At 69.9% G+C, this 20,176-nt stretch carries 19 protein-coding genes; 8 read left to right on the top strand and 11 right to left on the bottom strand.

The window, feature by feature from the left end; genetic code table 11:
• Nucleotides 1-28: 28 nt before the first annotated feature.
• From C3K08_RS08680 to crtI, 3 genes are all read left to right on the top strand, one after another.
• Nucleotides 29-706 (top strand): class I SAM-dependent methyltransferase, encoded by a 678-nt coding sequence (locus C3K08_RS08680; protein ID WP_234009025.1) that lies wholly within the window; start codon nucleotides 29-31, stop codon nucleotides 704-706.
• A 93-nt stretch (nucleotides 707-799) separates the two neighbouring features.
• Complete coding sequence (locus tag C3K08_RS08675) at nucleotides 800-1,699, top strand: phytoene/squalene synthase family protein (RefSeq protein ID WP_234009024.1); 900 nt, start codon at nucleotides 800-802, stop codon at nucleotides 1,697-1,699.
• Between the two features lie 78 nt (nucleotides 1,700-1,777).
• A complete protein-coding gene (crtI, locus tag C3K08_RS08670) occupies nucleotides 1,778-3,514 on the top strand; it encodes a phytoene desaturase family protein (RefSeq protein WP_104990947.1) in 1,737 nt (578 codons plus the stop codon).
• Nucleotides 3,515-3,579: 65 nt separating this feature from the next.
• Here crtI and C3K08_RS08665 read toward each other — a convergent pair whose 3' ends face one another.
• Both C3K08_RS08665 and C3K08_RS08660 read right to left on the bottom strand, forming a co-directional pair.
• On the bottom strand, nucleotides 3,580-4,290 hold the full coding sequence (locus tag C3K08_RS08665; protein ID WP_234009023.1) for a M12 family metallopeptidase: 711 nt from the start codon (nucleotides 4,288-4,290) through the stop codon (nucleotides 3,580-3,582).
• An 87-nt stretch (nucleotides 4,291-4,377) separates the two neighbouring features.
• A complete protein-coding gene (locus C3K08_RS08660) occupies nucleotides 4,378-5,226 on the bottom strand; it encodes an alpha/beta hydrolase (protein ID WP_104990945.1) in 849 nt (282 codons plus the stop codon).
• Between the two features lie 60 nt (nucleotides 5,227-5,286).
• On the opposite strand from C3K08_RS08660, the gene C3K08_RS08655 reads away from it, so the two are divergent.
• Complete coding sequence (locus tag C3K08_RS08655; RefSeq protein WP_104990944.1) at nucleotides 5,287-5,724, top strand: OsmC family protein; 438 nt, start codon at nucleotides 5,287-5,289, stop codon at nucleotides 5,722-5,724.
• A gap of 103 nt (nucleotides 5,725-5,827) precedes the next feature.
• A complete protein-coding gene (locus C3K08_RS08650) occupies nucleotides 5,828-6,385 on the top strand; it encodes an AAA family ATPase (protein ID WP_104990943.1) in 558 nt (185 codons plus the stop codon).
• Between the two features lie 16 nt (nucleotides 6,386-6,401).
• On the opposite strand, the gene C3K08_RS08645 is transcribed toward C3K08_RS08650, so the two are convergent.
• Together C3K08_RS08645 and C3K08_RS08640 are read right to left on the bottom strand one after the other, a co-directional pair.
• Nucleotides 6,402-6,608: a hypothetical protein gene (locus C3K08_RS08645; protein WP_104990942.1), complete on the bottom strand. Its 207-nt coding sequence runs from the start codon at nucleotides 6,606-6,608 to the stop codon at nucleotides 6,402-6,404.
• Nucleotides 6,605-6,949, bottom strand: coding sequence for a helix-turn-helix domain-containing protein (locus C3K08_RS08640; protein WP_104990941.1), 345 nt, complete (start codon nucleotides 6,947-6,949; stop codon nucleotides 6,605-6,607). The genes C3K08_RS08645 and C3K08_RS08640 overlap by 4 nt, the downstream gene beginning before the upstream one ends.
• Before the next feature lie 89 nt (nucleotides 6,950-7,038).
• Here C3K08_RS08640 and C3K08_RS08635 point away from each other — a divergent pair, with 89 nt between their 5' ends.
• Nucleotides 7,039-7,659: a nitroreductase family protein gene (locus C3K08_RS08635; RefSeq protein ID WP_104990940.1), complete on the top strand. Its 621-nt coding sequence runs from the start codon at nucleotides 7,039-7,041 to the stop codon at nucleotides 7,657-7,659.
• Nucleotides 7,660-7,844: 185 nt separating this feature from the next.
• A complete protein-coding gene (locus C3K08_RS08630) occupies nucleotides 7,845-8,432 on the top strand; it encodes an HNH endonuclease (RefSeq protein ID WP_199776901.1) in 588 nt (195 codons plus the stop codon).
• On the opposite strand, the gene C3K08_RS08625 is transcribed toward C3K08_RS08630, so the two are convergent.
• The 4 genes from C3K08_RS08625 to C3K08_RS08610 all read right to left on the bottom strand — a co-directional run bounded on the left by C3K08_RS08625 (nucleotide 8,429) and on the right by C3K08_RS08610 (nucleotide 12,788).
• Nucleotides 8,429-10,048 (bottom strand): ABC-F family ATP-binding cassette domain-containing protein, encoded by a 1,620-nt coding sequence (locus C3K08_RS08625; protein ID WP_234009022.1) that lies wholly within the window; start codon nucleotides 10,046-10,048, stop codon nucleotides 8,429-8,431. The two genes, C3K08_RS08630 and C3K08_RS08625, sit on opposite strands and share 4 nt — an antisense overlap.
• Before the next feature lie 190 nt (nucleotides 10,049-10,238).
• A complete protein-coding gene (locus tag C3K08_RS08620) occupies nucleotides 10,239-11,048 on the bottom strand; it encodes a metal ABC transporter permease (RefSeq protein WP_104990938.1) in 810 nt (269 codons plus the stop codon).
• Between the two features lie 43 nt (nucleotides 11,049-11,091).
• Nucleotides 11,092-11,814, bottom strand: a complete 723-nt coding sequence (locus C3K08_RS08615; protein WP_104990937.1) for a metal ABC transporter ATP-binding protein — start codon at nucleotides 11,812-11,814, stop codon at nucleotides 11,092-11,094.
• A 62-nt stretch (nucleotides 11,815-11,876) separates the two neighbouring features.
• A complete protein-coding gene (locus tag C3K08_RS08610; RefSeq protein ID WP_104990936.1) occupies nucleotides 11,877-12,788 on the bottom strand; it encodes a metal ABC transporter solute-binding protein, Zn/Mn family in 912 nt (303 codons plus the stop codon).
• 90 nt (nucleotides 12,789-12,878) lie between these two features.
• On the opposite strand from C3K08_RS08610, the gene treS reads away from it, so the two are divergent.
• Nucleotides 12,879-14,555 carry a maltose alpha-D-glucosyltransferase gene (gene treS / locus C3K08_RS08605; RefSeq protein WP_104990935.1) on the top strand — a complete coding sequence of 559 codons (1,677 nt, stop codon included), beginning with the start codon at nucleotides 12,879-12,881 and terminating at the stop codon, nucleotides 14,553-14,555.
• A 67-nt stretch (nucleotides 14,556-14,622) separates the two neighbouring features.
• Here treS and C3K08_RS08600 read toward each other — a convergent pair whose 3' ends face one another.
• The 3 genes from C3K08_RS08600 to treZ are packed head-to-tail and all read right to left on the bottom strand — an operon-like array spanning nucleotide 14,623 to nucleotide 20,027.
• The gene (locus tag C3K08_RS08600; protein ID WP_104990934.1) at nucleotides 14,623-15,309 is read right to left on the bottom strand and encodes a Bax inhibitor-1/YccA family protein; all 687 of its coding nucleotides are present in this window, start codon (nucleotides 15,307-15,309) and stop codon (nucleotides 14,623-14,625) included.
• 54 nt (nucleotides 15,310-15,363) lie between these two features.
• Nucleotides 15,364-18,216: a malto-oligosyltrehalose synthase gene (gene treY, locus C3K08_RS08595; RefSeq protein WP_104990933.1), complete on the bottom strand. Its 2,853-nt coding sequence runs from the start codon at nucleotides 18,214-18,216 to the stop codon at nucleotides 15,364-15,366.
• A complete protein-coding gene (gene treZ / locus C3K08_RS08590) occupies nucleotides 18,213-20,027 on the bottom strand; it encodes a malto-oligosyltrehalose trehalohydrolase (protein WP_104990932.1) in 1,815 nt (604 codons plus the stop codon). The genes treY and treZ overlap by 4 nt, the downstream gene beginning before the upstream one ends.
• Nucleotides 20,028-20,176: the final 149 nt, after the last annotated feature.

Here is a 20,176-nt window from a genome sequence, read left to right as displayed (position 1 = left end):
GGCCAATGTGACCAGCATAATGAACCCCATGCCCGCGCCGCGCCACACCAAAGAAACCCTGAACCCGGCCGCAGGCGCCGTCCGTCCGCTGACCCTGGCGCAGCGCAGCAACCTCCTGGCCCCCACCGCGTGGGGCTACGCCGCGTGGCGGGCGCGGTCGCTGACATGGCTGACCGGCCAGCCCTTTTCCCTGGAGCGCGAGGCGGCGCTGTTCCGGATGCTGTGCCGCCCCCGTTCTGGCGAGTGCTGGCTGGACGCGGGCACCAGCACGGGGTTCTATGCGGAGGTGCTCGCGCAGTCTGGGTGCGAGGTCGTGGCCGCCGACCTCAGCGCCCCGATGCTCGCGGCGGCGCGGCGGCGGGTGCGGGAACAGGGAGTGGACTGGCTGCTGACCAACCTGGAGGCGAGCGGGCTGCCGGACGCCAGCTTTGAGGGAATCACCGTGGGCGCCACCCTGAACGAAACCCGTGACCCGGCCCGCTTGTTGGCCGAGCTGGAGCGTCTGCTGCGGCCCGGCGGCACCCTGTGGCTGATGTACCTCGCCCGGACGGGGGGACCCCTGCAAGCCGCCCTGTCGCAGCCCGCGCTTGGCGGCCTGACCTTTCCCGACCCGGCCTGGGTGGCCCGGCAGCTTGCGGGCTGCCGCCGCACCCACGGACTGCGGCTGGGGGCGGTCGTCTTCGAGCGCTACGGGCGGGAGGGATAGAGGCTCCGGCCCGTCAAAGCCGCAGAAATCTGTAATAAACCGTCACGTTCCCCCCTGCCCTGACCCCTACACTCGCAGAGAGAGGAGCCGATTGTGACCCAACTCCCCCCTGCCCCGACTCCGCCCCCGGCGGCCGTGGCCCACTGCCGGGACGTGACGCGGCACCACAGCAAGACCTTCTATCTGGGGTCGCGCTTTTTCGGCCCCGAGGAACGGGCGGCGGTGTGGGCCGTGTATGCCGCCTGCCGCACCGGGGACGACGTGGTGGACGAACGCCGGGGCGAGGCCGCCGAGCGGGGCCTGGCCGACTGGTGGGCGCGGGTGCAGGCGGCCTTCGCGGGCGAGCCGGGCCACGACCCCGGCGACGTGGCCCTCGCGTGGGCGACGGGCCGCTGGCCGATTCCCCTCTCGGCTTTCGAGGAGCTGCATCAGGGCCTGCAGATGGACCTGCGCGGTGCCGAATACCACACGCTGGACGACCTGCTGCTGTACTGCCGCCGGGTCGCGGGCGTGGTGGGGTTCATGATCGCGCCCATCAGCGGCTACCGGGGTGGCGAGCGCACCCTGCACGCCGCGTTGCAGCTGGGACAGGCGATGCAGCTCACCAACGTCCTGCGCGACGTGGGCGAGGACCTCGAGCGTGGGCGTGTGTACCTTCCCGCCGCCCTGATGCGGGAGTTCGGCGTGTCCCGCGCCACCCTGGAGGCGGGAGAGGTGACCCCCGAGTACCGCGCCCTGATGCGCCACCTCTCCGGCCTCGCCCGCGAGCTGTACGCCGAGGGCCGAGCGGGGATTCCCTGCCTGAACGGGTCGGCCCGCCTCGCGGTGCAGGTGGCCGCCCACTCCTACGAGGGCATCCTCGACGACCTCGCCCGCGCCGACTACGACAACTTCCGCCGCCGGGCGTATGTCAGCGGCCCCCGCAAGCTGCTGCTGCTGCCCCGCGCGTGGTGGGAACTGCGCGGCCGCGCGGGCCTGAGCTTCGAGCCGTAGGCCCCGCCCCCGAACCACGGCTCCCGATCATTTCCCCACGGCTTCTGACCCCCGCGCCAGGGCCGGACAAGGACCCCCATGCCTGATCCCCACACTTCCCCACGTCCCGCCAAGACCCGCAAAACCGCCCTCATCATCGGCTCCGGCTTCGGTGGCCTGAGCCTGGGCATCCGGCTGCAAAGCCTGGGCTTCGACACCACCATCCTCGAACGGATGGACGGTCCCGGTGGCCGCGCCTACCAGAAGCGCACCGACGATGGTTATGTCTTCGACATGGGGCCGACCGTGATCACGGTGCCGCATTTCATTGAGGAACTGTTCGCGCTGGAGCGCGGCGGCGGGCAACTTGGCCTCCCTGACTACCCCGAGCATGTCCTGACCGGCGAGCGCGTTCGCGAGGGCGAGAGCGGCGGCCCGCGCACCCGTGAGTACGTGCGGCTGGTGCCCATCCTGCCCTTCTACCGGATCATCTTCGACGACGGCACCCACTTCGACTACGACGGCGACCCCGACTCGACCCGCGGCCAGATCGCCGCACTCGCTCCGGAAGACCTGGAAGGCTACGAGCGCTTCCACGCCGACGCGCAGGCGATCTTTCAGCGCGGCTTTCTGGAACTGGGCTACACCCATTTCGGGGACGTGCCTTCCATGCTGCGGGTGGTGCCCGACCTGATGCGGCTGGACGCGGTGCGGAGCCTCTTTTCCTTTACCTCCAAGTACTTCCAGAATCCCAAGATGCGGCAGGTCTTCTCCTTCGAGACGCTCTTGATCGGCGGCAACCCCCTCTCGGTGCCCGCGATCTACGCGATGATCCATTTCGTCGAGAAGACCTGGGGCATTCACTACGCGATGGGGGGGACGGGGGCGCTGGTGCGGGCCTTCGTGCAAAAGTTCGAGGAACTCGGCGGGCGCATCGAGTACGGGCGCGGGGTGGAGGAGATTCTGGTCACGGACGACCGGGGCCGCCCGGTGCGGGCGCCGCTGGGAGCGCGGGTGGCGCGGGGCGTGCGGCTGGAGGATGGCGAGGAGCGGCACGCGGACATCGTGGTGAGCAACGGGGACTGGGCGAACACCTATCTCAAGCGGCTGCCCCGCCGCGCCCGCCTCGTCAACAGCGACCCCCGTGTAAAGGCCGCCCGCCAGAGCATGAGCCTGGTGGTGATCTACTTCGGCTTCCGCGACGACGGCCGCCCCCTCGACCTGCGCCACCACAACATCATCCTGGGGCCGCGCTACGAGGAACTGCTGGCCGAGATTTTCGGCGGCAAACCGCTGCCGGACGATTTCAGCCAGTACCTCCACATCCCCACCCTGACCGACCCGACCCTGGCCCCCGAGGGCCACCACGCCGCCTACACCCTGATTCCAGTGCCCCACAAGGGCGCGGGCCTGGACTGGGAGGTCGAGGGGCCAAAACTCGTGGACCGGGTGCTGGCCTTTCTGGAGGAACGCGGCCACATCCCGGACCTGCGTTCGCGCCTGACCCATTGCGAGTTCGTGACGCCGGACTATTTCGAGGGGACGCTGGACTCGTACCTCGGCAACGCGTTTGGGCCGGAGCCGCAGCTTGTCCAGAGCGCCTACTTCCGCCCGCACAACCGCTCGGAGGACATTCGCAACCTGTACCTCGTCGGGGCCGGGGTGCAGCCCGGCGCGGGCACGCCCAGCGTGATGATGTCGGCCAAGATGACCGCCCGCTTGATCGCCGAGGACTTCGGGATTCACCCCGACATCCGGGACGGCGGAGGTGACAGGCGCGAGCCCGAGCCGGTGGGGGAGAAGGTGGATCGCCCGCTGGCCGAAGTCACGCCATAAGTCCCAGCGATTGAAAAGAGCCTGACCTTGCGGGGTCAGACTCTCCTATTTTCTATTTGATGCGCTCAGCGCGGGTAGAGCGCGTTGATGGTGCTCACGTCGGTGGAGCTGTAGCCGCCCCGCTGGCCCATCCGGTTCAGGTCGATGCTGCTGTTCAGGGGCTTGATCGCCAGTTTGCCGTCGAAATAGGCGGGGTAGTGCATGATCGAGTCGAAGTCGTAGGCGCCGTAGCCCCGGCTGCCCGAGCGAATCTGGTACTGGCTCTGCCAGTCGGCGGGAATGTTCTGCCACTGGATCGCGACGTACTGGTCACGGTCGGGGCGGGTCTGCTCGTGGAAGAGACCCATCGCGTGCCCGAACTCGTGCATGATCGTGCCCACCGAGCAGCGATCGGCCAGCGTGAGGGTCTGTGCCCCGCCCACCATCCCGAGGCTGCTCGCGCAACTCGTGCCGGTGTTGTAGGTGATCTGCACGTAGTTGCTCTGGGTGGTGCGAGGAGTCACCACCACGTTCGTCGTCGCGCGGATGTTGGCGGCGGCCTGCGTCACCCGGTCGCGGACGGCCTGCGGCACGTTGCTCGCGAAGGCGTAGGGGATGGTGCGGCCCGTCCAGCGGTAGCGCGTGTCCACCACATACGTGCCCTGCGGCGAGACCTTGCTCACATCGTCCGCGAGGAGGATATCGTCTTCGAGCAGCAGCATCCCGGCTCGCACGAAGCCGGTCACCGTCTGGCGGCTGCCGTCCTCCATGATCAGCGTGACCTGCCGCGTCTGCACCCGCTCGCCCGTGAGGTTCCCGCCCGGCGTGGTCAGGGTCTGCGGGGTGCCCTGCGGCGCTCCCGAGCAGGCGGACGTGAGGGATTCTCAGACAATTTGCCCCCCACTCCGCTCCCGCAACCACCCCAGAATCCACGCCAGCGCCTCATCCCGGCCTTCGTCGTTCAGGAGTTCGTGATGCCCACCCTCGACGAGGTGCAGGGTCTTGTCCTCGGCGGGGATCGCCTCCACGAAGCGCTGGGTGCCGCGCACGTCGGTGATGCGGTCAGCGGCGCCGTGCAGCACCAGCGTGGGCAGGCGCCAGCGGTCGTAGTGCGCCCACAGCTCCCCGCTGAGGCGCAGCATGGAGGCGGCGGTGAGCGCAGGCACCTTGCCCTGGTAGACCTGTGGGTCGGCGCGGTAGGCCTCGACCTCCTCCGCGACGCGCGAGAGGCCCGCGCTGTCGAGCACCGTCGTGGCGGCATGGGGCGCAATGCGGGCGAGCAGCGGCGCGGCGGCCTTCAGCCAGCGCGGTTCGTCCTCCCCGACCAGCAAGGCTGGGCTGGAGAGAATGACCCCGCTCAGCCCCCGTGGGTCGCGGGCCACGCTCGCCGCCGTGATCAGGCCGCCCAGCGAGTGCCCGAAAGCGTAGACCGGGAGCGGCTGGCCCCGCAGCGTCTCCCGCGCGAGCAGGTGGTCTTCCACCAGCGTCCGGGCGTCCACGACCGCCCGCCGCCCTGGTGAGGCGCCGTGCCCGCGCAGGTCGTAGGCGTAGACCGAAAAGCCCGCCTCCCCCAAGCGCGGAATCAGGCGGTTGTAGCGCTCCACGTAGCGCCCGGCGTACTCGCCCAGCCCGTGGGTGAGCAGGACGGCGGCGCGGGGCGCAGCGGCGGGCCAGTGGTAACCCGCGACGGGAGCGCCCGTCTCCCAGGACTGCGGCGTGGTCAGGGTGGTCATGCCGCAGTCTAAAGGCTGCCTCAAGTGCGCCCCCGCCCGGCCGGGCGCACACTGCCGGGTATGGCAGATATCGCACGCAAGGCCAGCGCCCACTGGACGGGCGACCTCCGGGGCGGTCAGGGCACCGTCAGCACCGAGTCGGGCACCTTGCAAGACGCGCAGTACTCCTTCAAGACCCGCTTCGAGCAGGGTGTGGGCACCAACCCCGAAGAACTCCTCGCCGCCGCGCATGCGGGCTGCTTCACCATGCAGCTCTCGGCGCTGCTCTCGGGCCACGGCCACACCGTCGAGGACCTCAGGACGGACGCCACCTGCGAGATGGTCAAGGACGGCCCCGGCTTCAAGATCAGCCGCATGCGCCTCGTCGTGCGCGGCAAGGTCAGCGGCAGCGACCCGGCCGACTTCGAGCAGCATGTCCAGCAGGCGGCCCAGATGTGCCCGCTGAGCCGCATCATGACGGGCAACGTGGAGATCGTGCACGAGGCGGTGCTGGAGTAGCGTTCAGCCGTCAGCGGTCAGCTCTCGGCGCTCCTGACCCAGCGGCGGGGGCGCCGCCGTTTGGCGTATGTGAGCGGGAAGGGCTCAGGTTAGGCTGGCAAGCATGGCTTTCCTGTACCTCCTCGTCGGGCCGCCGGGCAGCGGCAAGCGCACGGTGGGCACGCACCTCTCGCGGCTGACCGGAGCGGCGCTGCTCGACAACCACCTCACCAACGATCCGGTGTTTCACGCCTTCGGGCTGGACGGGGTGCGGCCCGTGCCCCCGGAGGCGTGGCCCTTCGCCTCGCGGGTGCGGGCGGTGGTGCGTGAGGCGGTGGCGGCCTCCCCGCGCGAACTGTCGCACATCTTCACGATCTATCTGGCCGACCAGCCCGGCGAGGCCGAGTCGCTGGAGCGGTTCCGGGCGCTGGCCGCGGGGCGGGGGGCAACCTTCGTGCCCGTGTGGCTGACCTGCCCGACCGACGAACTTGCCCGCCGCGCCGCTCTGCCGGAGCGCAGCGTGGGCCGCCTCAAGCTGCGCGACCCGGAGGGGGTCCGCCGGGTGGTGACGGAGAAGGGGCTGCTGCCCCCACCCCCCGGCGCCATCGTCCTCGACACGGCGCAGCTCGCCCCGGCAGACGCGGCCCTGCTCATCGCCGCCCATGCCGGGGCACTCTTCTGAAAGGCTAAGGTTAGGGTCAGTCCAACTTGAACCGGACCGGCTCGGTCTCCTCGCGCACCGCCTGCTCGTCCGGCTCCAGCCCGTGTCCACCGAACATGCCGCCCGCCGCGAGCGACTCGCCAAACGCGTCCCCGTGGCGGCGGTCGCGCTGCACGGGCCGGATAAAGTGGGACAGGACGATCAGGCCAACGGGCAGGACGATAAAGATCAGAACGGCGGTCACGCGGGGGTCGCCACGTCCGCGGCGCCCAGGTGCTGCCGCGCCCAGCCGTCGATGGCGTCGATGACGCTCTGCAACTCGCGCCCGGCGGGGGTCAGGGTATAGACGCTGCGGGCGAGTTTGCCCGGCGAGTCCTCGGTGCGCTTGGCGATCAGCGACAGGTGTTCGAGGTGCTCCAGCCGCTGCGTGAGGGTGGCACTGTTGCAGCCGCCCACCGCCCGCGCGAGTTCGTTGAACCCCTTCTCGCCGCCCAAGAGCGCCCGGACGATGTGCAGCACCCACTTTTCCTGCAACACGCCGATGGCCCGGTAGACCGGACAGAAGCCTGGGTGTGCGGTGCTCATGCCCCAACTGTACACGTTCCCGGGCTGCCAATCAGGGCGAATCTCACACCGCTTGACTTTTCAAAGCGGTTGACAATATCCTCCCAGGCATGACCGCGACCCTGACCCGCCCCCTGACCGTGACCGAAGCCATCGAGAGCCGCCGCAGCATCCGCAAGTTCGTACAGGAGCCGATGGACCAGGGCGACCTGCGCGAGATCCTGCGCCTCGCCAGCCTCGCGCCCAGCGCCTGGAATGCCCAGACGTGGCGCTTTGCCGTCGTGCAGGACCCACAGCTCAAGGAGCAACTGCGCGAGGCCGCTTACGGCCAGGCGCAGGTGACGAATGCGCCCGCCGTGATCGTGGTGTACAGCGACATGGAAGACACCCTGGCAACCGTGGAGGACACCGCGCACCCCGGCATGGGTGAGGCGGGCCGCACCGGGCAGCGTCAGACCTTCGACGGTGTGTTCGGTGCCCAGGACGTGGCCCAGCGCGGCCAGTGGGGCCTCTCGCAGGCGAACATCGCTTTCGGGTTCCTGATGCTGGCCGCCCGTGGCCTGGGCTACGACACCGTGCCCATGCTGGGCTTCGACCCCCAGCGGGTGAGGGAGATTCTGGGCCTGCCGGGGCACGTGCAGTTCGCCGGAATGCTCCCGGTCGGCAAGCGGGCCGAGGAAGGCTTTCCCCACCACCGCCACGCGGTCGAGCGCATCACCAAGTTCTACTGAAGTTCGTGCGCTAGGCCGCTCCCTCCGGGGGGCGGTCTTTTTTGGTGGGTGGCCGCCCCCGGACCTGGTAGCGTGCCCCCATGCCCGCCCGTGTGATGAGCCACTTGGAGATGTGCCTGCGAGAAGGGGTTTCCCTCCAGCGCGGGATGAACTTCCGGGTGCGGGGGGGTCACAGCGTTCTCCTCATGTCCGTTCAGCCGGGCGCCCCCTACCGCGATCAGCTCACCGAGGACGGCACGGTGCTGCGCTACGAGGGCCACGACGCGCCGGTCAACCGGACGGGTGGCCTCGACCCCAAGACGGTGGACCAGCCCCTGCGGACGCCGGGCGGCAAACTGACTCAGAATGGCCTCTTCTTCGAGGCGGCTCTGGCGGCCGAGCGTGGGGAGGCAGTGCCCGAACGGGTCCGCGTCTACGAGAAGTTGCGCCCCGGCATCTGGACCTATAACGGCGTCTTTCACCTGACGGGCGTCACGCAGGAGCACGACGGAACCCGGTACGTCTTCGTCTTCCGGCTGGAGGCGGTGCAGGGTGAGGAGGGGGACGCTGGGCTGGTCCCCGCCCACCCCGAACGCCGCCGCCTGATTCCCGGCTGGGTCAAGCTGGCCGTGTGGGGGCGGGACGGCGGCCGGTGCGTGGAGTGCGGGGCGACCGACGACCTCCAGTTCGACCATGTCCTGCCGTGGTCGCGCGGCGGCACCAGCCTGACGCCCGAGAACGTGCAGCTGCTGTGTGCCCGCCACAACCGCGAGAAGAGCGACCAGATCGGCTAGACCGTCACGAGCGGCTCCTCGCGGACCCCGCCCCCTCCCACCTCCCAGACTCGCGTTGCTACCCGCCCCACCAGCGCCCGGTCGTGGCTGGCAAGCAGCACCGTACCCGGAAAGGCGAGCAGCAGGGCCTCGAGCGCCTCGATCGCCCGCACGTCGAGGTGGTTGGTGGGTTCGTCCAGCACCAGCACCTGCGCCCGCGTCACGTTCAGCCGGGCGAGGCTCAGCCGGGTGCGCTGCCCGCCCGACAGCCCCGCGACCGGAAACGAAGGTCCACCGGGCAGGCCCACCTGCGCCGCGACCGCGTGAAGCTGGTGGGCGGTCAGCGCTGGATTCGCCGCGAGCAGCGCGTCCCCGACGGTGGGCAGCCCCGCGAGTTCCTCCCCGTGCTGACCCGCCGCGTAGAGGGCCAAGCCCTGGCCCCAGCGCACCTCGCCCGCGTGGGGAAGCTGCCCCAGCAGCGCGGCGAGCAACGTACTTTTCCCGCCCCCGTTCGGCCCGGTCAGCGCGATGCGGTCGCCCCGGCGCACGTCCAGCCGCACCCCCGCAAGGACCGGCTCTCCCTCCCGGTAAACGGTCAGGTCACGAACGGTGAGCACCTCGGCGGGGCCGGGGGGCGCGTCGGGGAGGTCCAGGCGCAGGGTGCGGCGGTCCTCGAAGGGCTTCGGGACGGCTTCCTCGTCGAGCCGGTCGATCTGGCGCTGCATGGCCTGCGCCCGCGCGGAGAAGAGCTTCTGCGCCCGGCCCGCCTTGTGGCTGCTCAGGAACTTGTCGTTGTCCCGCGCCCGGCGGCGGTTTTCCTCCACCGCGCCCTTGCTGGCCTGCCGTCGCCGCTCTTCGTCGAGGGCGGCCCGCTTGCGGCGGTAGGCCTCGTGGTCGCGCTGCTGGGCCTCGCGCAGGGCCGCTTTCAGGGCCATCGCTTCTGTGTACGGGGCGGGGTAGACGGTCAGCCGCCCGCGTTCCAGCTCCGTCGTGCGGTAGGTCACCGCGTCCAGGAAGGCGCGGTCATGGCTGGCGAGCACGAACGCAGCGGGGGAGGCCCGAATCCACCCTTCCAGCCACGCCGCGCCCTCTGCGTCAAGGTGGTTCGTCGGCTCGTCGAGGAGGTAAAGGTCGGCGGGCGAGAGCAGCAGCCGCGCGAGCATCACACGCCGGGTCTGGCCGCCGGAAAGTTGCCCCGCCTCTATCCCTGGGTCCAGACCCAGCCCGCCCAGCACGGCCGTCGCCTGCGCCTCGAACTCGTAGCCCCCGGCCACCCGGAACGCTTCCTCGGCCTCCGCGAAGGCGTGGAAGGCGGCGTCGGTGCCCTCGCCCAGCCCGGCCGAGGCGGCCTCGAAGGTGCGCCGGGCCGCCCGCAGGCCCTCCGGCGTCACGGCGTCCAGCACGGTCTCCGTCCCCATCTCCGCGTGCTGGGAGAGCAGGGCGGCGCGGCCCGTCCGCGTCGCTGTGCCCTCGTCCGGGCGGTCGAGGCCCGCCAGCACGCGCAGCAGCGTGCTCTTGCCGCTGCCATTCTCTCCGACCAGGGCCAGCCGCTCTCCGGGCTGCACCTCCAGGTCCACGTCCTGCACCACCACGCGGTCGCCAAAGCTGCGGGCGACCCCCTTCAATTGTCCCAGCACTGTTGTTCCCCCTGCGGGCGAGCTGTCCCGGCCACAGCGGGCGGGACGAGGCTTCAGGTCGCGGTTACAGGGGGAAGAAACGCAAGGTGGGAGGCTCCATGGAATGGGGGAGGGCCGAACGCCGGGGAACCCGGACCGTTGCCCCGAGCCTAATGCATGACCAGGCGGACTAAGCCACCATGCGGAGACGTTATTCCTTGCGCTGGAACAGCAGCGCCAGCACGAAGATCGCCGTGTTCACGAGCACGATGGTCGCGCCCGCCGCCGTGTCGAGGAAGTAGCTCAGGTACAGCCCGGTCACCCCACCCAGGATGCCCAGCCCGGCGGCGAGCGCCATCATCTTTTTCAGGCTGCGGGCTAGCAGCCTGGCGGCGGCGCTGGAGGTCACCAGCAGGCTCACGCTGAGGGTGGTGCCCACCAGTTGCACCGTCAGCACGACCACCAGCCCGATCACGACCAGCAGCAGGTGGGTCAGCCGACCCACCGGCAGCCCGATGGCGCGGGCCTCGGTGGGGTCGAAGGAGGCCAGCAGCAGCTCCTTGTGAAAGGCCCCCAGGATCAGCGCCACCAGCGCCGTCACGCCCAGGGCACTCCACAGGTCGGCGGGGGTCACCCCGAGCGGATTGCCGATCAGGAAGGTGCTGAGGTCGGTGGCGAAGGTCGGCGCCTTTGACAGCATCACCACGCCCAGCGCGAACATCCCCACGAACACGATGCCGATGGCGCTGTCCTGCTTGAGGCCCGAGCGTTGGCCGACTGCCCCGATCCCGAGTGCGGTCAGCACGGCGGCGACCAGCGCCCCCACCAGCAGGTTGCCCCCGGTGAGCAGCGCCCCCACCAGCCCCGGCAGCACCGCGTGGCTCATCGCGTCCCCGATGTAGCTCAGGCCCCGCAACACCACCCACGCGCCCACCAGCGCACACAGCACGCTGACGAGGACGACCGCCGCGAGTGCCCGCACGAAGAAGTCGAATTGCAGGGGGTCGGTGAGCCACTCCATCAGGCGGCCCCTGTCCGGGAGGGTCGGCGCGGCGCAGTCCCCATCACGCCTCCGCGTGCGTGTGCCCGAGGTGGCTCACGCTGAAGGTCGCTTCGATGTTCTGCGGGGTATACACCTCGTCGGGGGTGCCGTCCGCGATGACCCGCCGGTTGACGAGCACGAGGTGATCGCACCAGCGCCGCGCCTGGTCGAGGTCGTGGGTGACCATCACGACCGCGCGGCCCCGGTCGGCCTGGCGGCGCAGCAGGGCCATCAGCCCTTCCTGGGTGGCGGGGTCCACCCCGGTCAGCGGTTCGTCGAGCAGCAGCAGGTGGCCTTCCCGCGCCAGCATCCGCGCGAGCAGCACCCGCTGGCGCTGCCCGCCCGACAAGGCCCCGATGTGGCGGTGTCGCAGGGCGTACACCCCGGTTTCCTCCAGCGCCGCCGCCACCTTCTGGCGGTCTTTGCCCCCCGGCCAGCGCAGCCAGCCCAGGCGCCCGGTGCGGCCCATCATCGCCACGTCCCAGACCGTGACGGGAAAGGCCCAGTCCAGCGTCTGCTGCTGCGGCACGTAGGACACGCAATTGCGCGGGGTGTGGCCCGGATCGAAGCGCACGCTCCCCTGGGGGTCGGGCAGCAGTCCCGCCAGCACCTTGAGCAGCGTGCTCTTGCCCGCCCCGTTCGGCCCGATCACGGCGCTGAACTGTCCCGCCTCAAAGCGCACGGTCGCGCCCTCCAGCGCCGTGTGGGTGCCGTAGCGCACCGTCAGGTTCTCGACCCCCAGCATCGGGCCAGCATAGCGGGTCGCGGGCCGTTCTTGCGACCGCAGAATCAAGAAGGGCGCGTTCCTTACCCCTTCAGGGCCTTGACCATCACGTCCACGTTGTGCCGGAAGGCCTTCAGAAACGTGTCGCCCGCGCTGCCCTTCCGCCCCAGCGTGTCGGTGTAGAGGGGCGGGGCCACCTTCGCCCCCGTCTCGCGGGCCAGCGCCTGCGCCAGGCGGGTGTTCAGCGCGGCCTCGGTGAAGATCACGCGGGCGCCGCTCTTTTTCACCGACGACACCAGCGCGGCGAGTTCGCGGGCGCTCGGTTCGCGCTCGGTGCCGCCGCCGGGCAGGACCGTGCCCACCACGGTCAGCCCATAGCGCCGGGCGAGGTAGCCCAGGCTGTCGTGGTTGGTCACGGCGCGGCGGCGGGCGGCGGGGACGGTGGCGAACTGCCTTTTCGCGTAGGCGTCGAGCGCCCGCAGTTGTTTCAGGTACGCCGCCGCATTCTTCGTGTAGGTCGCCTTGCCCGCCGGATCGAGCCGGGTCAGCGCCGCCTGCACGTTCCGCACGTACCCGGCGGCGAGGTCCGCGTCCCACCACGCGTGGGGGTCGAGGGGACCGTGGTCATCATGCCCGTGGTCCTCCCCCGCCGCGTGGCCCAGCTCGCGCAGCTTCAGGCCCCGCGTCAGTTCGGTGACGGGCACCTTCGGGGCCGCCGCCTTCAGCTTCGGCAGCCAGGGCTCCAGCCCCGCGCCGTTGGCGAACAGCGCACGGCTCCCGGCCAGCCGCCGGATCGCCGCCGTGCTCGGCTGAAAGCTGTGGGTGTCGCTCCCCGCCGGAACGACCACGTTCACGCTCACCCGCGTGCCGCCCACCGCTTTCACGAAGTCGCCCACGATGCTCGTCGTCGCACTCACGGGAATGGAGGCGGCCTGGGCGGACGCGGCGGCAGAACACAGGAGGGTGGACAGCACCAAGCGGGAGGCAAAACGCATAATGATTTATCTTTATCAAAAAGATGGATGGGCCGCATGAGGAGGGTGCCCCCTGGCACCGTTTCTGGCCTGCCCCTTAGACTGCCGGGCATGACGCAGGCCCAGCCTTCCCCCCCACCCGAGTGGTACAAGAGCGCCGTCTTCTACGAACTCTCGGTCCGCACCTTCGCGGACGGCAACGGCGACGGCAAGGGCGATTTTCCCGGCCTGACCGGACGGCTGGACTACCTGCGGTCGCTGGGGGTGGACTGCCTGTGGCTGCTGCCCTGGTACCCCAGCCCCCTGCGCGACGACGGCTACGACGTGGCCGACTACACCGACATCCACCCGGACCTCGGCACGCTCGAGGACTTCAAGGTCTTTCTGCGCGAGGCGCACGCGCGGGGCCTGCGGGTGATCGGGGACCTCGTGACCAACCACACCTCCTCGGACCACCCCTGGTTCCAGGCGGCGCGGCGCGGCCCCACCCTGCCCGACGGCAGCCCCAACGAGTACCACGACTACTACGTCTGGAGCGACACGGGCACCGAGTACGCGGACGCCCGCATCATCTTCACCGACACCGAGACGAGCAACTGGACCCTGGACGAGGGGTGCGGGCGCTACTACTGGCACCGCTTCTTCTCCAGTCAGCCCGACCTCAACTTCGACAACCCGCGCGTGGTGGAGGAACTGATCGGCGCCCTGCGGTTCTGGCTGGACCTCGGGCTGGACGGCTTCCGGGTGGACGCAGTGCCGTACCTGATCGAGCGCGAGGGGACCAACTGCGAGAACCTCCCCGAAACGCACGCGATCCTGCGCCAGCTTCGCCGGGTGGTGGACGAGGAGTACCCCGGCCGCCTGCTGCTCGCGGAGGCCAACCAGTGGCCCGAGGACGTGATGGAATATTTCGGCAGCGAGGCCGACCCCGAGTTCCACATGTGCTTCAACTTCCCGGTGATGCCCCGGCTGTACATGAGCCTGGGGCGCGGGGACACGACCTCCATCCGCGAGATCATGGGCCGCCTGCCGGAGATTCCGTCCTTCGGGCAGTGGGCGACCTTCCTGCGCAACCACGACGAGCTGACGCTGGAGATGGTCACCGACGACGAGCGGGCTTTCATGTACGCGGCCTACGCGCCCGACCACCGCATGAAGATCAACGTGGGCATTCGCCGCCGTCTCGCCCCGCTGCTGGACAACGACCGCCGCCGCATCGAGCTGCTGCACACGGTCCTGCTGGCCCTGCCCGGCAGCCCGATCCTGTACTACGGCGACGAGATCGGCATGGGCGACAACTTGACCCTCGCCGACCGCAACGGCGTCCGCACCCCGATGCAGTGGAACGCGGGGATCAGCGGCGGCTTTTCCACCGCCCTGCCGGACCAGTGCTTCTACCCGCCCATTCAGGACCCGGTGTACGGCTACGGGCGCGTCAACGTGGCCGCGCAGGAGCAGGACCCCGGCAGCCTCTTGAGGTGGCTCTCACGCCAGCTCGAACTGCGCCGCGCCCACCCGACCTTCGCGCACGGCGACCTCACCTTCATCGAGACGGGCAACCCGGCGATCCTGGCCTTTACCCGCCAGTACGACGGCGAGACGCTGCTGATCATTTCCAACTTCGCCGGAAGTGCCCAGGCTGCGCTGCTGGACCTCTCGGCCCACGTGGGCCGCGTGCCCGTGACCCTGGCGGGGGGCAGCCACTTCCCGGTGGTGGGGGAGGGGCCGTACCCAGTACTGATGGGCAAACACGAGTACTACTGGCTGAAGTTGACCGGTGTGAGGTAAGCCGACCGTCGTGCTCCAAAAAAGGAGGCCCCGGCAGATGCTGGGGCCTCCTCTCTTGTGCGGATGCTCAGTCGTCGCTGCCGCCCGCGAACCCGAACAGGCGCAGGATAAACAGGAACATGTTCACGAAATCGAGGTACAGGGCGAGCGCCCCGTTGATCGCCGCCCGCTCGGCCATCTCGCCCTGAATCCCGCTGAGGGCGAGGTTGCGTAGCATCTGGGTGTCGTAGGCGGTCAGGCCCGCGAAGAGCAGCACGCCGATCACACTGAGGCCCAGGGTCAGGGCGCTGCTCGCCACGAACAGGTTGACGATCATGGCGATAAAGAGCCCCAGTACCGCGAACATGAAGAAGCGGCCCATCGCGCTGAGGTCCTTCTTGATCACGAAGCCCGCCACGCTCATCGCCCCGAAGGTGCCCGCCGTGGTCAGGAAGGCCGCCGTCACCGCCGAGGGGTCATAGGCCAGCAGCAGCGAGCTGAAGGTCAGGCCCGTCAGCGCCGCGTAGGCGATAAAGAGCATGCCCGCCACCGCGCTGTTCATGCGGTGCGCCAGCCCGCTCAGGGCAAACACGATCACGAGTTGCGCGATGATCAGGCCCCAGCGCCAGCCGAAGACCTGCGCGGCCAGCACCTCGTTTTGCGCCGTCAGGTAGGCGACTCCAGCAGTCAGGGCCAGGCCCGCCGCCATCCACGAGTACGTCCGCGCCATGAAGGTGCGAACCAGATTTTCCGTCCGGGTTGCGGTCAGTTGCATACAAGACAGGATACGGGGTGCGGGGCGAAAAGGTTCCCGCGAGACGGCTGACCGCTACTCCCGCACCAGCAGCGCCAGCGGGAACGTCTCCAGCACCTTCGCCACGGGCACCTTCTCGCCGCGCACGCGCAGACGTTCACCCGTGAGCACGTTGCGGTAGGTGCCGGGGCGCGGCAGGGTGAGCTGGCGGTTGCCCCAGACCTCGCCCAGCGCCCAGGGGGTCTTCTCGCGGGTGAGGGTGTAGGTGAGGCGGGGAGCGACGGTGACCGCCACCTCATCCGTATGCTCGCGGGCGAAGGCGAGCAGGTACTTCCCGGCCTCGATGGGTCGGTAACTGCCCTCCGCGAACAGCTCCGGGTGGGCGCGGCGGGTTTGCAGGGCCGCCCAGGTCACCAGCAGCTTGACCCCACCGTCCTCGTAGCGGGCGAGGAGGTCGGCGGCGAGGCGGGCGGGGTCCTCGGCGTGGCGCTTCTCGATGCGGGCCAACGTCCGGGTGCGCCACGCGTAGTCCACCGGGCGGCGGTTGTCGGGGTCCACGAGGCTCTGGTTCCAGCCCTCGGCCCCCTGGTAGGTGTCGGGGACGCCGGGGGCGGTCAGGCGCACGAGCGCCGCCGAGAGCCCGTTCTGCGCTCCATACGGGCTGATACGGCGGTGCAGCTCGGCGAGGTCGCGCGAGAAGCGCTCGTCGGCCAGCAGCCCGCGCACCACCCTCGTCAGCGCCTCCTCGTACTCGGCGTCGCCAGCGGCCCAGCTCGTTCGCAGCTTGGCTTCGCGGGCGGCTTTGAGGGCATAGTCGGCCAGGCGGTCGGGGAAGCCCTCTAATCGCCCGTCCAGCGGGTAGGCCCCCAGTGCGTTTTGTAGGAAAGTGTAAGTGTCCAGCGCGGAAGGAGCGCGGCCCGTCCCCGTCTCTACCTCGAAGCCGCGCAGCAGGCCCGACCAGCCGCTGAGGTACGCCGCCCACGTCTGCGGCAGCTCGGACAGCACCGAGATGTGGGCGCGGGTGTCCTCGCCGCGCTTGGTGTCGTGGGTCGAGCCCGCGAGCATGGCGTGGGGCCACCGCTCGGCGCGGACCTGCGCGTCCCGGTGGAAGGCCCTCGGCGGGGTGCCGAACAGCGCCGGATCGCCGCCCACCTCGTTCAGGGAGAGCAGCCGAGCGTAGCGGTAAAAGGCCGTGTCCTCGGCCCCCTTCGCCGTGACCGGCCCGGTGAGCTGCTGGAACTTCAGCGCGAAGCCCGCGTAGCGTTCGCGGGTGGCCTTGTCGGGGGCGTCCAGCTTCAGCACCGCCTCCAGAAAGTCGAACAGGCTGGGGTCGAGGTCGCGCCCCGCCGCCGCCCGGTGCGCCTTGGCGTCACGGATCGCATGTTCGATCTTGGCGTCGTCGCCGGGTTCGCGCTCGCCGCCCTCGCGGATATAGGTGCGGTAGACGGGGAAAGAGGCGATGGTTTCGCGGATGACCTCGCGCAGCCCGCTCAGCGTGAAGTCGCGGAATCTTAGGTCCGCCTCGGCCAGCCGTTCCAGATGCTCGGCGAGCACGTTGACCTCGCCGGGCAGCGAAACGCGCTGAATCAGGTGCTTGCCCCGGTAGAGGTGGTCGCCGTAGCTGTCCCGGTCCCCGGTGAAGCGGCGGTAGATCGCGGTGGTCTCGTCCTCGCTCGCTCCGTCCACGAAGGTGCCGTTCAGTTGCGCGAGGAAGTCGTAGCCCGTCGTGCCGTGGATGGCCCAGTCCTCGGGCAACTTCTCGCCGGGTTCCAGAATCTTCTCGGCCACCACGTAGACGGGGAGCGCCTGGCCCGGCTCCCACTCGTGCCCCAGCGCCCGCGCCGCCCCCCGTTGCAGGGCCACGAAGTACCCGGCAGGGTCGTACAGGCCGTCGGTGTGGTCCAGCCGCACGCCCTGCAAGATGCCGTCTCCAATCAACTCGAACAGCTTGGCGTGCGCCCACTCGAAGACGCGCGGGTCTTCCATCCGCAGCGCCGCGAGGTCGTTGATGTCGAAGAAGCGGCGGTAGTTGATCTGCTCGGCCGCGACCCGCCAGGAGGCGAGGCGGTAGTTCTGGTCCTGAATCAGCGCATCGAGGCGGGCGGAGTCGGCGTTCGTCTCCGCCACCATCCGGTCAAGCGCCGTCCTCACTGAGCGCGACGCCTCCGCCAGCGCCCCCAGCCGCCGGGTGATGACCTCCGACTCCTGCGCCCGCGCGAGGCGGTCGGCGTCGGTCAGCTCGGCCCTCGTCGAGACGGGGAGGTTCGCCGCCGCCCGCGCGACCGAGGCGAGTTCGGCGTGGTCGGCGGCCGGGAGCGTCCCCGTCAGCTCGGTCGCCAGCGCCGTCAGCGGCCGGGCCAGCGTGCGCGGCGAGATCGGCAATCGGCGCTCCCAGTACGTCAGGAAGAAGACGCCGCCCTCGCGGTTCAGCACCAGTTCGCCGCGTTCCAGAATCCGGCCGTACTGCTCGCCCAGCACCGGCAGGAGCACCTTGTTCTCCAGCGCCCGCTTGAGCGGCTGCCACGAGATGTCGAAGAAGTGCGCGTAGCGGCTGGCCTGCCCGTGGGTCAGCACGTCCTCCCAGTAGGGATTGTGGCCGCCCTGAATGCCCATGTGGTTGGGCACGAAGTCCACGATCAGGCCCAGCCCGAGTTCCCGCGCCCGCGCCGCGAGCCGCCGCAGCCCCGCCTCGCCGCCCAGCGCCGGATTGACCGCAGCGTGGTCGGTCACGTCGTAGCCGTGGGTGGACCCCGGCGCACTCGTCCAGATTGGCGAGAGGTACACGTCCGTCACGCCCAGCCGCGCGAGGTACGGGAGCAGGCGGCGGGCGGCGGCGAAGTCGAAGCCGGAGTGGAGCTGGAGGCGGTAGGTGGAGGACGGAACGTGGGAGGTGGATCGTGGATCGTGGGGGGTGGGGCCGTCGGTCATCCTTCCGACCCTAGCAGCCTGGTTCCCAGGAGGAGGGCCTCGCCGCGCTCCAGCCGGAGGTCGGGGCGGCCTTCCGAGTGGAGGACAGTCCGGGGCGGGAGGCGGAAGGGGAGGGTCAGACCCTCAGTGCTCACCGCTTCCCGGCCCACGTTCCACAGCAACAGGCGCTCGCCCACGTCCGTGACCCGGCGGACCCACACCACGTCCCCAGTGTGTCCGGCGGTCAAGGTCCGGCGCTCGCGGTTCCGCAGCACCGGGTCGTCGCGGCGCAGGCGCAGCAGCATGTGGTACAGCGCCAACGTCCGGGCGTGTTCGCCCGACTCACGCTCGGCCCAGTCGAGTTTCGCCTGCCGGAACGTCTCCTCCGCCTGCGGGTCGAGCACGTCCTCCCCGGAGAACCCCTCGAAGTGGCCGAATTCCTTCTTGCGGCCCTCCGACACCAGCCGCCCCAGCTCGCCGTGGTGGTCGCTGAAAAAGGGGAAGGGGCTGGACGCCGCCCACTCCTGGCCCTGAAACAGCAGCGGGGTCATCGGCAGGGTCAGCAGCAGGGTGGACGCGCCCCGGTACATCGCGGGCGTGACGCGCTCCAGATGGTGCACGCGGTCGCCCACCGCCCGGTTGCCCACCTGGTCGTGGTTCTGGATGAAATAGACGAAGGAGGGGGCCTCCAGCGTGTCGGCGGGTTGGCCGCGTGGTCCGTCCCATTCCTCCCAGTGCTGCCCCTCGTAAGTCCAGCCCCGGTTCAGCACGTGCGTCAGCGCCGCCGCTCCGCCTTGATAGTGCTGGTAGTAGCCGTCGCGGTCCCCAGTGAGGGTCACGCGCATCTCGTGGTGGAAGTCGTCCACCCACATCCCGTCGAGGTGCAGGTCGGTCACCAGCCCCGGCAGGTTGCGGTAGTCCTCGGCGAGCAGCAGGTGCGACCCGCCCAGGTCGTGAATCCGGTCGGCCAGCTCGCGCAGGATGTGGACCGGCGAATCGTCCTGCATCTCCTGGGTGGCGTCCAGCCGCAGCCCGTCGAAGCGGTACTCGTGCAGCCACATCCGCGCGTTGTCCGTGATCAGGCGGCGCATATGCGGCTCGGCGTAGTCCAGCCCCGCGCCCCAGGGGGTGTGAAAGCGCTCGGTGAAATACTGCGGGCTGTACACGCCCAGATAATTACCGTCCGGCCCGAAATGGTTGTAGACGGCGTCGAGGAACACGGCCAGCCCAAGCCCGTGTGCCGCGTCCACGAAGGCTTTGAGGTCCTCGGGGCGGCCGTAGGGCGCGTGGGGAGCGTATAGGGCCACGCCGTCGTAGCCCCACCCGCGTGAGCCGGGGAAGGCGGCGAGCGGCATCAGTTCGATGGCGGTCACGCCCAGCTCCACCAGTTCGGGCAGCCGCTCCATCGCCGCCCGGTAGGTGCCCTGGGGGGTAAAGGTGCCGACATGCAGTTCGTAGAACACGCATTCGGGAAGGGGCAAGCCGCGCCAGTCGGCGTTCTGCCACCCGTAGGCGGCGGGGTCCACCACTTCCGCCTCGCCGTGAACCCCGTCCGGCAGGAAGCGGGCGTAGGGGTCGGGCCACGCCTGCCCGTTCAGCACGAACTGGTAGCGGGTACCCGCGCCCACGGGCAGGGTGACTTCATGGATGTTGTCTCCCAGTGCGGTCATGGGATGGTCGGTGCCGCCCATGCGCACGGCGACCTCCTGCGCGGTGGTCGTCCAGACGCGGAAGCGGGTGCCCGCGCCGCCGGGCAGCAGTTCGGCCCCCAGTCGGGGCGCAGGTGGGGAAGACAGCGCCCCCGCAGGGGCACTGGGAAGGGTTGAGCGCATGGGACTCCTTTCGGGCCACCTTCGCGGGGGGAAGGCGGCGAACGCGTCAGGCTAGGCGCCGGGAGTGAACGGACCGATGAAAAGGAGGTAAAGCTCCGGTGAGGCATGCTGACGGTCCTGTCTGAAGAGGATGAAGCTCACCAAAAGAC

Source organism: Deinococcus sp. NW-56 (assembly GCF_002953415.1).
Taxonomy (GTDB): domain Bacteria; phylum Deinococcota; class Deinococci; order Deinococcales; family Deinococcaceae; genus Deinococcus.
Note: the sequence above shows the minus strand (reverse complement) of the source record. Positions and strands in the feature narration are given on the sequence as shown.